The following is a 12,511-nucleotide window of genomic DNA, read 5'->3' on the forward strand; positions in this document are numbered from 1 at the left end:
GTCATGAGAAAGCCCATATAAATGGGTAATGTACAAGTTGCTGTAGAAGCATGTTTAATTCGTCTGATCACAGATACTTTATAAAGTATTTTAATACTTTTTTGAATCCGTCAATGCGTAAGTCCTAAGTTATAAACCCTAAATAGAAATGTCCGGTTTTCCATCCGATCAGGAATAACAATATTATTAATAAAAAACAATAAATTAAATAGTTGCTTAGTTTTCATAATGTATATATAGTGTATATACATTTTATTGTTTTAGTGCCTTTGGGAATAAATATCTTATGACTGATCAACCCAAAAAAATAAAGGCCAACAAAAAAGATGGGCAACTCTTAATTCGCATTAACAGCACTCAACGTGATGAGTTCATTCAATTGTGTGAAGCTATGGACACCAGTGCCGCTAGAGAATTAAGAAAATTTATCAGTAGTTTTATGAAAAAAAATCAGTCAGCGGATATTCATACCAAGGAGTGACATCATGTCGAAGCAAGTTAAAATCTTGAAACAGAAGATCAAAGCACGTCTTGAAAAGATTTCAAAACACAAAAACAAGTTAAATAAGCTCAAAAAGCAGCTTAAAAAACAGAAGTAATAGTGAGAATTAGTCTCACTAGAAAGTAAAAAAAAAGCTGAATTTCCTATTAGGAAATTCAGCTTTTTTCATTATTTACTGTCGGGACTATACCAGCTCAGAAATAATATCTGCCAATACTTCGTCTGCTTGCGAAGTACTTTTCACAGAAGAAATTTCCTTTTTAATTTTAGTGAGAGATTTCCCCCGTTTCTTTAAAAGAAAAAACGGTTTTATTTCCTGTGAGGATTAGAGGGGTAAGATTAGAGACTTCGCCTATTTTTAAGAATAGCTCTGCCACTCTGACTTGATGAGCATAAATAGATCGTAACTTTTGGGTAATTTCTAAAGCAGTCCGTTTATTCATAAATATATCCATTAATTTTATTAGATTTTTTGAACATTTTAATTCTTATAAACCCAATCTTAACAGAACCAGTATCGATGAGTAAATGCCTATACAGCATCTTCAATAAATTGGCTGGGCTACAGCAGAATGAAGTCGTTGATAATAAAAGATTAGGTTCAGTTCTGGCGCATATCCAGCAACAGCATGAAGAGTTGGAGAAACAGAATAAACGCTCCCGGGCCAAGAAAAGTATGCCAAGCCGTAAAGCTCAGAAAGCCGATATTGAACAAAGAAAGTTAAATCCTGTGCTTGACTCTTGTAGTTAAAAACAGGACATTTTAAATGGTTTATCGCATAGACATTTTAATTGGTGAATAACAGTAATCATAACTTTTGCCCCATTTGTGATGGATTAATCTATCTCGATTCTACTGAATCGGATCATCGGATTGCCAAAGCCGTAGGTGGGCAAGGTGTTCTAGAGAATGGTCTGCTGGTTCATCCCATCTGTAATAGAATGAAATCAGATCTGAGTCTGGAAGAGATTAGAGCGGATTTGTTTGGTGAATTACTGTATTAATCAACAGAGCGATGAGCTCATTTTTGCAGATGTATCAATGATTAATCACATGATTTAACTTTTGATACATTCAGCCAATGTGGTTATTTTTAATTCAGTCCAGAATCACAACCAGAAACTAGCAGTAGTTTCTGAATGACCGTCAAGGTCCTTAGTTTTGCCCATAGATTCCCTCTGTGGGCTTTTTTTTGATCAAAAATTGTATAGATGCTCTAAAATAAACCTTTTAGCATTTCATAAGCAATTAGGATTAAGGCTGAGACCATCAGCACAACAAAAATGAGTTCCACTCTAGTTAACATATTAATTCCTTTTACTTTTCACTTAATTTATATAGCAGTTAAGTCGCAGCAGCAATGACATAACATGACATAGAAAATAATCAAAAAGACAGAATTTGGATTATCTCATCGATGAAAACCTATCAAATTTCGTCTAAAGAGTAGACCTGGTATCTTGGAGCTTGTCGTGATTAGCGTCTCTAAACTGCTATAACAGCAGTTTAGAATTTTAAATATTTCACATGAACTGGAAACCTTCTTTGTAATTAAATATATTTTCACTTGGTATCTAAATTTTGATAGAATTAATTAAAACTTTAGAGTTTAAGTGGAAACAGTGAGAAAAACTAATATTCGACGTGATAGCTACTTAAAATTTCTGAATACATGGCAAAACCGTGATGTCATTAAAGTGCTTTCGGGTGTACGTCGCTCTGGAAAATCCACCTTGCTGGCGATGTTTCAACAAGACCTAAAAGCACAGGGGGTACAAGCCGAAAACATCATTGTCATCAACTTTGAATTTATGGAATTTGAAGAACTCACCGATTACCGTAAACTACATGATTATGTATTGTCAAAAGTTGATGAAAGCAAGAAAAACTATGTTTTTTTAGATGAAATACAACATGTTACCAATTTTGAAAAAGTAGTCGACTCTTTATATGTTCGGGATTATATCGATTTATATATTACAGGTTCAAATGCATTCTTTCTGAGTGGAGAACTTGCGACTTTACTCACAGGACGCTATATCGAGCAACATGTTTTACCCTTGTCATTCCAAGAGTTTAAACAGTGGCATATTGAAAATAATCCGATCATCCAACAATTATCCAATCGTGATTTGTATGCCATGTACACGCGAAGTAGTTTCCCCTATACGCTTGCCATGACCAGCCAGCAGGAAACCTATGATTACTTGCAAGCAGTCTATGCCAGTGTAATGTTTAAAGATGTTATTCCCCGTTTAAATACTGCCGATATTAACTCTCTCGAGCGTGTCGCAAGATATTTGGCAAGCGTGACAGGCTCACCCATTTCCATCAATAAAATTAAAAATACCTTTGTTTCAAGCGGGGTTAAAATCTCATTTGAAACAGTGAAGCGCTATATTCGGGGCTTACAGGACAGTTTGCTATTTTATAGCGCCGCACAGTTTAAAGTACGTGGGCGTGAGTTATTACAATCCTCTGAAAAATACTATTTAGTTGATGTTGGATTGCGCCGCATTATGTTGCCTGATGCTAATGCTGATCAAGGTCATATCTTAGAAAATGTGATTTATCTTGAGCTTGTCAGACGAGGTTATACGGTCTATGTAGGGCGGATTGATGAATATGAAATTGATTTTGTTGCTGTCGATACTTTACAGAATTTAACTTATTATCAGGTGGCATTAGAAACCCTCAATGAGGAGACACTAAGCCGAGAGTTACGTCCATTACAGAAAATTTCTGATTCATATCCCAAGTATTTACTTACCTTAGACACGATCGGGACTGAAGCCAATTATAATGGTATTGTAAAAATGAACGCTCTTGATTGGTTGCTGTCTGAAAATAAGTAAAGTGGAGTCTACTTAGGTTAGTTAAAACACACTCTGTTTCGGCCATTATTTTTAGCTTGGTATAAACGTTGATCTGCGGTTTCTAAAGCACTCATTAACTGGGACTCTGCATCTATTTTGGCGGCCCCAAAACTTGCAGTCACTCGAATCTGATGAACAAAAAGGTGCCCTTCAATCTTTTTACGTAAGCGTTCCAGCAAAACAAAAGAAGATTCTTGATCTGCACTTTGCAATAATACAATAAATTCTTCTCCGCCAAATCTGCCGGCAATATCACCTTGCCGAATGTTGGATTTTAATAGATTTGCAATTTCCAATAGGATGTTGTCCCCGACCACATGCCCCCAGGTATCATTGATCTCCTTAAAACTATCAAGGTCACACATCACCAGATAGACTTCACCGTGCTGCAATTCATTAAACAAATCTTTGGTTTTTTCTAAAAAACCATTGCGGTTATACAGCTTGGTTAAAGAATCTCTCAACCTTTCTTCGTTAATGATATCAAACCGTTCTTTTACCGCTACCGCTGAAACTATAATTGCAAACCACAGGCTGAGGAACAGATTGACAGCAATCATGGTCATCCACCATGTTGTTGTTGCCAAGGCGACGTTTTGCACATTTTGAAAATATATAATGACAATTGAGGTTCTAAGCACCCCATAAGCAAATAAGAGAAAATAACTCGCACATAAAAGCATTTCTAAGGCGTAGGTTTTTTTAAATAAAACATAGATTTTTGGAAGTGCTAAAGCTTCCAAGCATAAAATCATAATATTAATGGTGACGATGCGGGGCCACAACTGTTCATCGACATGGGTAAAATATAACAGTGACCCCATACCCACTACAATCAAAGTGCTTGCTACAAATATATTTGATTTTGAATTGGCTTTTAACAGCATGCCATGGGCAACGGCCCAAGCACCACCTAAATAAAAAAGTGCCAGCCATGGCGCGGTCAGCCTCAGTTGAGCATTACTCATCAGTGTCTGTGCGGCTAATCCTATGGATGGAAAAATGCAAGCCAAGCCCATCCAGAATAAATATTTAGGCGCTTGAAAGCCTAGATGCGTAGCAATAAAAACAGCACCTATCAGACTTAAACAAATCGGATAAGCTAATAAAAAATATTGGATATCTGGTAGATGTACGTCTTGTATGACCATCCAAAGCTGTGTGATTTTTATTCTAAATTGTTTAGAAAGAATTAGCTAATCATTCTTATTTTTAACTTAAGCTACGAAATACTGTCCGCTAAAAAATCATTGCACCGACAATAAAACACAACACCCCAAAAGCGATCCAAAGCCAGACAGTTGATCTGGATGTCTCCATACTTAGGCGATGCAATCGTGGTGGTTGCTGAGATGTATTCTGTGGGGTATTCGGGCTATTTGTATAGGGGTGATGTTTGGAATAAGAGAGTCCTGTTCCTGGAATGCCCACGCTGGTTCGAGTGCCTTTTTTACCAATATTTAGAGAAGCACCGGGTTTGCCAATGCTCGCACTGCTGATGCCCTTATGCGTCAGATTAATTTTTAATCCGGGTAGCAGTTTAATACTCTTGTGAAATCTAAAGCCCATATTCCCCCCATTTGCAAAACCAGTTCGCTGTGTATTTTAGTTGATATAGCTAAATACTAAATAAATCACCACAGTGATCTTTAAATAATTTATCACTATCTGCAACTCTAAATTTATTTCGAACAGATTTCACTCTAGACCACATTTTTTCGATTGGATTTAAATCAGGACTATATTGGGGTAACCAAACTAAATAATGACCTACTTTTTTCAGGAGTTCTTGTAATTTTTGACCTTTATGAAAAGAAGCATTATCCATAATTAAAACACTTTTTTTCTTTAATTTTGGTAATAAATCGTGTTCAATCCACCCTTCAAACACTTAGGTCGTAATCGTGCATTCAAAAGGACAAAGATGGCGTACAGATCATGAAAGACTACATGGCCTCAGGATCTTTTGCCCGTAGCCGGGAACAGATGGAAGCCTCAGCTTCGATGGTTTTTGTGGGGAATATCAACCAAAGCGTTGAATCTCTGGGCAAAACCAGCCATCTGTTGGCACCTTTCCCTGAAGCCATGATCGATTCAGCATTCTTCGATCGTTTTCATGCTTATATCCCCGGCTGGGAAATTCCGAAGATGCGCCCGGAGTTTTTCACCAACCGTTATGGATTGATCGTTGATTATCTGGCTGAATTCTTCCGGGAAATGCGCAAGCGTAGCTTTGCAGATTCCATTGAGAAGTACTTCAAACTCGGTAACAACCTGAATCAGCGTGATGTGATCGCCGTTCGCAAGACGGTTTCCGGATTGATGAAGCTACTCTACCCACACGGTCAGTTTAATAAAGAAGATGTACGCCAGTGTCTGGAATATGCGTTGCAGGTGCGCCGTCGTATCAAAGAGCCGCTGAAGAAAATTGGTGGCATGGAATTCTATGATGTTCATTTCAGCTATATCGATAATGATACCTTAGAAGAACATTTTGTATCGGTAAAAGAGCAGGGTGGTGGTGGACTGATTCCCGAAGGTCCAGCCAAGCCAGGTTTCTTATATACCATCGGGCTCAGTAATAAAGGCATGCCGAGGTTATACCGCTTAGAACTTCAAGTCACCAAAGGTTCAGGAAAGCTGGCGACATCAGGCTTATGGAATTCAAGTAGTGCCAAGGAGCAGGACAAAATTGCATTTGACTACTTCAAGGCCAATGCATCCCGGATCTCGGGTGGCAGTAAGGTGCTGGAACATGACTTCCACTTACATGTGGTGGAATTACAGAATACCGGCCCGCTCAGCCATCTTGCTCTGCCAAGTTTAGTGGCTTTTGCTTCTGGCCTGTTAGGACGATCGGTACAAAGTCAGATGGTGGTACTGGGTGATATGAGCTTGGGTGGTTCTGTGACACCGGTGGAAAGTATTGCTGAGTGTCTTCAGGTGGCTTTTGATGCGGGTGCCAAGAAGGTTGCTTTGCCAATGAGTAGTGCGGCAGATATCCCAATGATTCCTGTGGAACTGTTTATCAACTTCCAGACCAACTTCTATGCGGATCCTGTGGATGCGGTATTTAAAGCTTTGGGTGTGGATTGAAGGTAGTCGTATTTTAAGATGATGAAATGGCTCTTTATAAATATTTAACAATATCAATAGATTGATGAATAAAATAACTGAGCCATTTTTTTAAATAGGGTGAAATTTTGCTGCCTGGAAAAGCGATGGTATTTGATAGAGATGAGAGCAAGTGAATAAAGTTGTTAAAAAACAAATCGCTTTTTTGATTGTCCTGGTTTGTGGTGTCGGCTTCTATAATTATAAGACGACACAACCACGGCAACAGCCTGATGAATCAATACAGCGAGCTCAACAAAGAGAAGCGGAGTTTATGCAAAGAAGGGCTGAATATATTGCGAAACATGGTGAACCCAGTGCTGTTGCGCAGAAAATGGATGAGGCATTTGCTCACAAGAATGGTACCCAGCTCATTGAACCACCCTCTACAATCCTTAAGGACTGAATAAATTGACGATTCAATTGCTCGATCAAGCAGGGCAGCCAGACATTGGCTCATTTTAGGCGCTTGGAGCGAGGAATCCATCAATCTGCTGTAATTCAAACCGTCCGCTTCGACACTCACAAAAGTGCGTATTCTAAAAGCGGAAATTTTTACTTTGGAGCAACCGGACATTTCTATTTGGGGCTGACACCCGAATTTTGTATATGAGGGTTTATGTTAAATAAACGATATTTATTATTTCTTCAAAAGTAAAAAACTACCTAACAGGCTAATGCTGATCAGTTAAGAATTTCAGAACTAAAATTATGTTCAATAACACATAAAATTAGATCAATTAAAATTTAAAAATAAGGAAATTTAGATTTATTTTTAATCTAAATTTCCTTAACTGACTGGCATTAACCTAACAGGCGGTTTTTTATCACATACTGCTAATTATCAGTATTTAAAGCTATAAAATTTGGCGGTTTATCTATGACTTGCATATGGGAAAAAATCATCATTCCCGAAATTAAAAACATCAATATTGTTATTACAGAACTATATAATCGCATTCATTATTTATCAATCTAACTCAACTCTACATATTACCTTATATTGTTACATTTACAATAAAAATATGATTTTACTGAATTTTTTAATTAATTTAATCTTATTTTATTAGTTTAATAAATATATATATAAGAAAACTTGATTTTTACTATTTTTAGTGTATAGTTAAGTTAACTAGAAAAAAGTCTTGTTCCGGTAAATCTTCTTTAAGTATCGCAGTTTTAGTCATAATCCTTCGTTTTTTCAGATTTTAAGTCGCTTCTTTATTATTTCAAAGTTATTAATCAGTCAATAAAATGACTAAAAAATTATTAAAAATTAGTAGGATATATTATGTCAAACTCAAATGTTGTTAAAGGTACTGTTAAGTGGTTTAACGAAACTAAAGGTTTTGGTTTCATTCAACAAGAATCAGGTCCAGACGTTTTTGCTCATTTCAGCGAAATCGCGAATTCAGGTTTCAAGACCTTATTTGAAGGCCAGCAAGTTGAATTCAGTGTAGCTCAAGGTCAAAAAGGACCGAATGCTGTAAATATTGTTGCTATCTAAGTAATAATAAGCAGTAATAAAAAGCACTCATTAGTGCTTTTTTTATACTTTAAAATGTTTTCAAAATTGAAAAAATTTCTAAAAAATAGGATATAAGTTGTTAAAAATAAATGATTTAATTGCAAAATCTAAAAATGGTACTGAAATTATTGTTTCATTAATTCCTCTACATAAAATGCAAAATACACGTCAAGGTTTAAAACAAATTGAAGTCGGTAAAAGAGTTCTACTGGAATCTGGAATCGAGGTTGATTTAAATTTGGATGGTCGTACATTTTACACTTCTCTAAATCAGCTATTTAAATTAAATGATAAAGTTGTGTATCAATAAAAATAATAAACATCAATGGTTTATGTGGACTTTCCACTGCAATTTTTTTTAAGGGGATATATATGTTTAAACAGACTCTCAGCATCAAAGACCAGTTTGGCGTTAAATACGCTATTCAAGCTACTGTGGATCATGATTTTGCCACCACCCAATCTCATTCGAATATAAAACATATCACCGTCGATGGTGAAGATATTCGACCTAGTTTTGAAATGCTTTTTCAAAGTACTTTAAGTGGAAAAATATTCAAAATCATCTAGAAATATAATTTCTATAAAATCCATAGTCTGGATCAAATATCAGAACCTGCTCGCTATTATGCGGGTTTTTTTATAGCTCATATTTATATTTGTAAGCCTCTGCTTATGCGAAACGAGAGTTCACAGCTCTCGTTTTTTTTGTTCTAAAACTGCTAAAATTCTTATACGCCATTGACGTACTTAAACCTATTTTATTTATTGAAAACAGTATTTTTACCAAGCAAATCAAAGAGCTTGTGAGTGATGAAAGGTATCGTCAGCTCCAGCAAGATCTCTTGGTATAGCCTGATCAGGGCGATTGAATCAAAAAATGGTGGTGGAATTCGTAAAGCACCTTGTGCTCAAGGCAATAATGGTAAAAGTGGCGGTATCCGGGTGATCTATAAAGCGTACAAAATAGCCTAAATTTTATCCACAGCAATTGGGGATAGTTTTCGCCCTGGAAGAGCTGATAACTTTGGGGAAATTCCAAAATTGAGCATTTTTTAATCTATTGGGACTTGCGCACTATTATTTATAGATTCTCTGTGGCAGCAGATGATTTTTATCGACGCAGATTCAAATCCCAAGTGCGACACATTTGTAGTTAGTTGAAAAAGTTAGGTGAACCGTACCGGGTTTGTCGGAGGCGAATTTCGAGTAATTTATGGGACAGTTTTGTCACTGCTTTTAAAATTATAAGCAATCGATTGGTAAGTTCTTTACTGTAGGTATTGAAGGTAATAATTGCAGAATCAGGCATCGGCTCAGGCGTGGATTTAGGAGAAGCTGTAATTTTTCGAAAAAGTTAGAAAACCACTTTAAGGCTTTCGATTTAACCTTCTTCCACATCAATAATGGCTGCATTTAATCCCAGCATACTTTTTGAAACACCACCACTTCAATTCAAACAAATTTTAAGAAAAAATCTAAAAAAATTCTCTTTAGAATCTATAGGAAAAACCTAATAAGAATCAAGAACATATACCAAATGATAAAATTTTAAATATTAATGGAATGACTTTAAATTCACTTTTATAACTAAGCAAAGCCACAATTAATCAGAAATTATGATAAGATCAGCTTTCTTAAAAAATGTATTTTTTATAAAGATGAATTGCTTAGGTAATTTTTACTGTCTTTAGCACATTTTATTATTTTTTCTTTTTTTTAATTCACATCCTATTTTGAACAGATTTTTAATCGCTCAATTTAGGATTGTATTTGCTTATCTTTATAATGCTTATATTTCAAATCCTAAATTGTGACACTCAAAATTGGAGAGGTAATTAAGAACTCAAAACTAATGGAGATAGCAATGGATCGAATTGCAATTATTGGTGCTGGCCCAAGTGGCATGGCCCAATTAAGAGCGTTTCAGTCAGCAAAGGCCAAAGGTCTACAAGTTCCTGAAATTGTATGTTTCGAAAAACAAAATGATTGGGGCGGGCTATGGAACTATACTTGGCGCACTGGTATAGATGAACATGGGGAACCTGTCCACGGCAGTATGTACCGCTATTTATGGTCAAATGGCCCCAAAGAAGCGCTAGAATTTGCCGATTATACTTTTGATGAACATTTCAAAAAACCAATCGCTTCATATCCACCACGTGCAGTACTGTGGGATTACATCAAAGGCCGTGCAGAAAAAGCACAGGTCAAAGATTTAGTTCGTTTCAATAGTGCCGTTCAGCATATTGCCTATGATGAAACAACGCAAAAATTCACGGTAGATGTCGAAGATTATGCACAACAACAGCATTATTCAGAACAATTTGATTATGTTGTCGTTGCATCTGGACACTTCTCTACCCCACGCGTTCCTGTTTATGAAGGCTTTGATCAATTCCATGGTCGCATTTTACACGCACACGACTTCCGTGATGCGCTGGAATTTAAAGGCAAGTCTGTGTTATTGGTTGGCAGCAGCTACTCTGCCGAAGACATTGGTTCGCAATGTTATAAATACGGTGCTAAGCAAATTTACAGTTGCTATCGTAGTAAAGCCATGGGCTTTAAATGGCCTAAAAACTGGTCTGAAAAGCCACAATTACTGCGTGTAGATGAAAATACTGCTTATTTTAGTGATGGAACATCTGCCAAAATTGATGCCATTATTTTATGCACAGGCTATTTGCACCACTTCCCATTTATTGAAGATAACCTACGCCTCAGAACACATAACTGCCTTTATCCGCAGGGTTTATATCAGGGTGTGGTGTGGGAAAAGAATCCTCGCTTGTTCTACTTGGGCATGCAAGATCAATGGTACACCTTCAATATGTTCGATGCGCAAGCATGGTTTGTCCGTGATGTGATTTTGGGCAAAATTGCTTTACCAAGCACGGCAGAAATGCAGAGCCATACGCAGACCTTACATCAAAAAGAGCAGCGCCTATTGAACGATGAACAATCTGCCCGCTTCCAAGGTGACTACATCAAACGCCTGATTGCGCAGACGGACTATCCATCATTCAATATTGATGCAGTGCATGATATTTTCATGCAATGGAAAAAGCATAAAAAAGAAAACATTATGGGCTTTAGAGATAAAGTCTATCGCTCAGTAATGACTGGAAAAATGGCTAAGCCACATCACACGCCATGGTTATATGCGCTAGATGATTCTTTAGAAAACTATTTGGAAGATGAAGCACAACGTGAAGCGATGTAAGGCTTAATCACAAAAAGCCACACAATACGCAGCAAAATAGCCAACAAGCCCCATAAGTTATGGTCATGGGGTTTGTTGTTTGGACTGCCACCACTCTCCGAGACAAATAAGGCCGTACAGCCTTTACGACGTAACAACCCTGATGAACATGAACCTCTCGAAGCAAAGAAAGAAATCCTTTGCCTTAAAGCACCGAACGTTTCAATTGCTTCGGTCGCTTTGCAACATGGATTGAATACAAATCTTGTATCCAAATGGATTCGCTTAATTGATGGTAAGCCAGGGAATGATCGCTCACCACTACCGAATAAACCTGCATTTATTGCCTTATCTTGCTCTGCACCATTAGATCCTACTCCTACTGACATGTTAACGGTTCAAATTACTTTACCCCACTCAAAAGCAGAAATTGGCTTGAAATGGCAAGTATCAGAAATATCTGCTTTAGCAGAATTACTCAAGGCACTTGCAACATGATCCATATCGATGAAATCTGGCTCTCTACCCAGCCGATGGACATGCGTGCGGGTATGGATACTGCCATGGCTCAGGTGCTGAGAGCCTTTGGCTCGATCAAACTGCATTGCGCCTACCTGTTCTGTAATAAGCGTGGCCATCGCATGAAAGTGCTGGTGCATGATGGATTGGGCATCTGGCTGTGTGCCCGGCGGCTGGAACAGGGTAAATTTCACTGGGCTCAGATTCACCAGGGTGAAACCGTAGCCCTCAGCCCAGAGCAGTTGCAGGCACTGATCCAGGGTTTACCCTGGCAGAGAATTGGACGACAGCAGGTGGTGACGATGCTCTAAACCAGGCTCGTACATTCTGCTATTCTCCAAACGTTCTATTTCATTCTCTTCATGACCTCAGGCATACTGCGGTCATGAAAACGCTGCCTGATTTAAACCAACTGACCCATGAGCAACTGCTGGAATTTACCCGGCAATTGGCGATGCAGCATCAGTCTTTGGCACAATCAAATCAGCAATTAGATGCCAAAGTTCAACATCTGGAAGTCACCAATCAACAATTAGATGGCAAAGTTCAACATCTGGAAGCATGCAACCAACATCTCTCTATTCTCACTCAAAAATACGAGCATGAACTGGCTCTGTTTAAAAAGCATAAATTCGGCAGGGCTTTGTTGCACAAAGATTTGAAATGCAAAGCGCCCCTAATTGAGCCAAATTTAAGGCGTAACTTGGGTAAGTGGTCGACCTAATTCCGTAAATCTGTTGAGGACTGCTACACGTGCATGAATTTC

At 37.6% G+C, this 12,511-nt stretch carries 13 protein-coding genes and 6 pseudogenes; 15 read left to right on the forward strand and 4 right to left on the reverse strand.

Annotation, left to right across the window (positions count from 1 at the left end):
* Positions 1–286 precede the first annotated feature (286 nt).
* Positions 287–481: a hypothetical protein gene (locus tag FTT75_RS14440; RefSeq protein ID WP_159139019.1), complete on the forward strand. Its 195-nt coding sequence runs from the start codon at positions 287–289 to the stop codon at positions 479–481.
* Positions 482–768: 287 nt separating this feature from the next.
* Here FTT75_RS14440 and FTT75_RS14445 read toward each other — a convergent pair whose 3' ends face one another.
* Positions 769–945, reverse strand: coding sequence for a hypothetical protein (locus FTT75_RS14445; RefSeq protein ID WP_159139020.1), 177 nt, complete (start codon positions 943–945; stop codon positions 769–771).
* A gap of 83 nt (positions 946–1,028) precedes the next feature.
* Between FTT75_RS14445 and FTT75_RS14450 the strand changes: the two are divergent.
* The 3 genes and pseudogenes from FTT75_RS14450 to FTT75_RS14460 all read left to right on the forward strand — a co-directional run.
* Positions 1,029–1,253 (forward strand): annotated as a pseudogene (locus FTT75_RS14450) (ISNCY family transposase); the annotation flags it as partial.
* A 56-nt stretch (positions 1,254–1,309) separates the two neighbouring features.
* Positions 1,310–1,507 (forward strand): annotated as a pseudogene (locus FTT75_RS14455) (HNH endonuclease signature motif containing protein); the annotation flags it as partial.
* A 618-nt stretch (positions 1,508–2,125) separates the two neighbouring features.
* Positions 2,126–3,358 carry an ATP-binding protein gene (locus FTT75_RS14460; protein WP_159139014.1) on the forward strand — a complete coding sequence of 411 codons (1,233 nt, stop codon included), beginning with the start codon at positions 2,126–2,128 and terminating at the stop codon, positions 3,356–3,358.
* A 17-nt stretch (positions 3,359–3,375) separates the two neighbouring features.
* On the opposite strand, the gene FTT75_RS14465 is transcribed toward FTT75_RS14460, so the two are convergent.
* The 3 genes from FTT75_RS14465 to FTT75_RS14475 all read right to left on the reverse strand — a co-directional run bounded on the left by FTT75_RS14465 (position 3,376) and on the right by FTT75_RS14475 (position 5,270).
* Positions 3,376–4,530, reverse strand: coding sequence for a diguanylate cyclase (locus tag FTT75_RS14465; protein WP_218945125.1), 1,155 nt, complete (start codon positions 4,528–4,530; stop codon positions 3,376–3,378).
* A gap of 88 nt (positions 4,531–4,618) precedes the next feature.
* Positions 4,619–4,948 (reverse strand): DUF4236 domain-containing protein, encoded by a 330-nt coding sequence (locus tag FTT75_RS14470; RefSeq protein WP_159138991.1) that lies wholly within the window; start codon positions 4,946–4,948, stop codon positions 4,619–4,621.
* 49 nt (positions 4,949–4,997) lie between these two features.
* A complete protein-coding gene (locus FTT75_RS14475; protein ID WP_159138990.1) occupies positions 4,998–5,270 on the reverse strand; it encodes a transposase in 273 nt (90 codons plus the stop codon).
* A gap of 23 nt (positions 5,271–5,293) precedes the next feature.
* On the opposite strand from FTT75_RS14475, the pseudogene FTT75_RS14480 reads away from it, so the two are divergent.
* The 11 genes and pseudogenes from FTT75_RS14480 to FTT75_RS14530 all read left to right on the forward strand — a co-directional run.
* A pseudogene (locus FTT75_RS14480) lies at positions 5,294–6,475 on the forward strand (BREX system Lon protease-like protein BrxL); the annotation flags it as partial.
* 151 nt (positions 6,476–6,626) lie between these two features.
* Positions 6,627–6,899 (forward strand): hypothetical protein, encoded by a 273-nt coding sequence (locus tag FTT75_RS14485; protein WP_005093629.1) that lies wholly within the window; start codon positions 6,627–6,629, stop codon positions 6,897–6,899.
* An 885-nt stretch (positions 6,900–7,784) separates the two neighbouring features.
* On the forward strand, positions 7,785–8,000 hold the full coding sequence (locus tag FTT75_RS14490; RefSeq protein ID WP_005093626.1) for a cold-shock protein: 216 nt from the start codon (positions 7,785–7,787) through the stop codon (positions 7,998–8,000).
* A 97-nt stretch (positions 8,001–8,097) separates the two neighbouring features.
* Positions 8,098–8,331, forward strand: a complete 234-nt coding sequence (locus FTT75_RS14495; RefSeq protein WP_005093624.1) for a hypothetical protein — start codon at positions 8,098–8,100, stop codon at positions 8,329–8,331.
* 62 nt (positions 8,332–8,393) lie between these two features.
* On the forward strand, positions 8,394–8,591 hold the full coding sequence (locus FTT75_RS14500; RefSeq protein WP_074382686.1) for a hypothetical protein: 198 nt from the start codon (positions 8,394–8,396) through the stop codon (positions 8,589–8,591).
* A 188-nt stretch (positions 8,592–8,779) separates the two neighbouring features.
* Positions 8,780–8,975: pseudogene (locus FTT75_RS14505) on the forward strand (hypothetical protein); the annotation flags it as partial.
* Between the two features lie 206 nt (positions 8,976–9,181).
* Positions 9,182–9,441: pseudogene (locus FTT75_RS14510) on the forward strand (IS1 family transposase); the annotation flags it as partial.
* Positions 9,442–9,888: 447 nt separating this feature from the next.
* The gene (locus FTT75_RS14515) at positions 9,889–11,247 is read left to right on the forward strand and encodes an NAD(P)-binding domain-containing protein (RefSeq protein ID WP_074382685.1); all 1,359 of its coding nucleotides are present in this window, start codon (positions 9,889–9,891) and stop codon (positions 11,245–11,247) included.
* Between the two features lie 72 nt (positions 11,248–11,319).
* A complete protein-coding gene (locus FTT75_RS15920) occupies positions 11,320–11,724 on the forward strand; it encodes an IS66 family insertion sequence element accessory protein TnpB (RefSeq protein ID WP_227523651.1) in 405 nt (134 codons plus the stop codon).
* Positions 11,721–12,056 carry an IS66 family insertion sequence element accessory protein TnpB gene (tnpB, locus tag FTT75_RS14525; protein WP_157799610.1) on the forward strand — a complete coding sequence of 112 codons (336 nt, stop codon included), beginning with the start codon at positions 11,721–11,723 and terminating at the stop codon, positions 12,054–12,056. Before FTT75_RS15920 ends, tnpB begins: the two co-directional genes overlap by 4 nt.
* Positions 12,057–12,130: 74 nt before the next feature.
* A pseudogene (locus tag FTT75_RS14530) lies at positions 12,131–12,409 on the forward strand (IS66 family transposase); the annotation flags it as partial.
* Between the last annotated feature and the right edge of the window lie 102 nt (positions 12,410–12,511).

It is taken from the genome of Acinetobacter sp. YH01008, from assembly GCF_013420435.1.
Taxonomy (GTDB): Bacteria; Pseudomonadota; Gammaproteobacteria; order Pseudomonadales; family Moraxellaceae; genus Acinetobacter; species Acinetobacter pseudolwoffii.

Bases quoted from the DNA above. Each gene is read 5' to 3' on its own strand.
- FTT75_RS14500 (WP_074382686.1), top strand. From the start codon at position 8,394: ATGTTTAAACAGACTCTCAGCATCAAAGACCAGTTTGGCGTTAAATAC.
- FTT75_RS14470 (WP_159138991.1), bottom strand. From the start codon at position 4,948: ATGGGCTTTAGATTTCACAAGAGTATTAAACTGCTACCCGGATTAAAA.
- FTT75_RS14515 (WP_074382685.1), top strand. From the start codon at position 9,889: ATGGATCGAATTGCAATTATTGGTGCTGGCCCAAGTGGCATGGCCCAA.
- tnpB (WP_157799610.1), top strand. From the start codon at position 11,721: ATGATCCATATCGATGAAATCTGGCTCTCTACCCAGCCGATGGACATG.
- FTT75_RS14440 (WP_159139019.1), top strand. From the start codon at position 287: ATGACTGATCAACCCAAAAAAATAAAGGCCAACAAAAAAGATGGGCAA.
- FTT75_RS14445 (WP_159139020.1), bottom strand. From the start codon at position 945: ATGAATAAACGGACTGCTTTAGAAATTACCCAAAAGTTACGATCTATT.
- FTT75_RS14490 (WP_005093626.1), top strand. From the start codon at position 7,785: ATGTCAAACTCAAATGTTGTTAAAGGTACTGTTAAGTGGTTTAACGAA.
- FTT75_RS14465 (WP_218945125.1), bottom strand. From the start codon at position 4,530: ATGGTCATACAAGACGTACATCTACCAGATATCCAATATTTTTTATTA.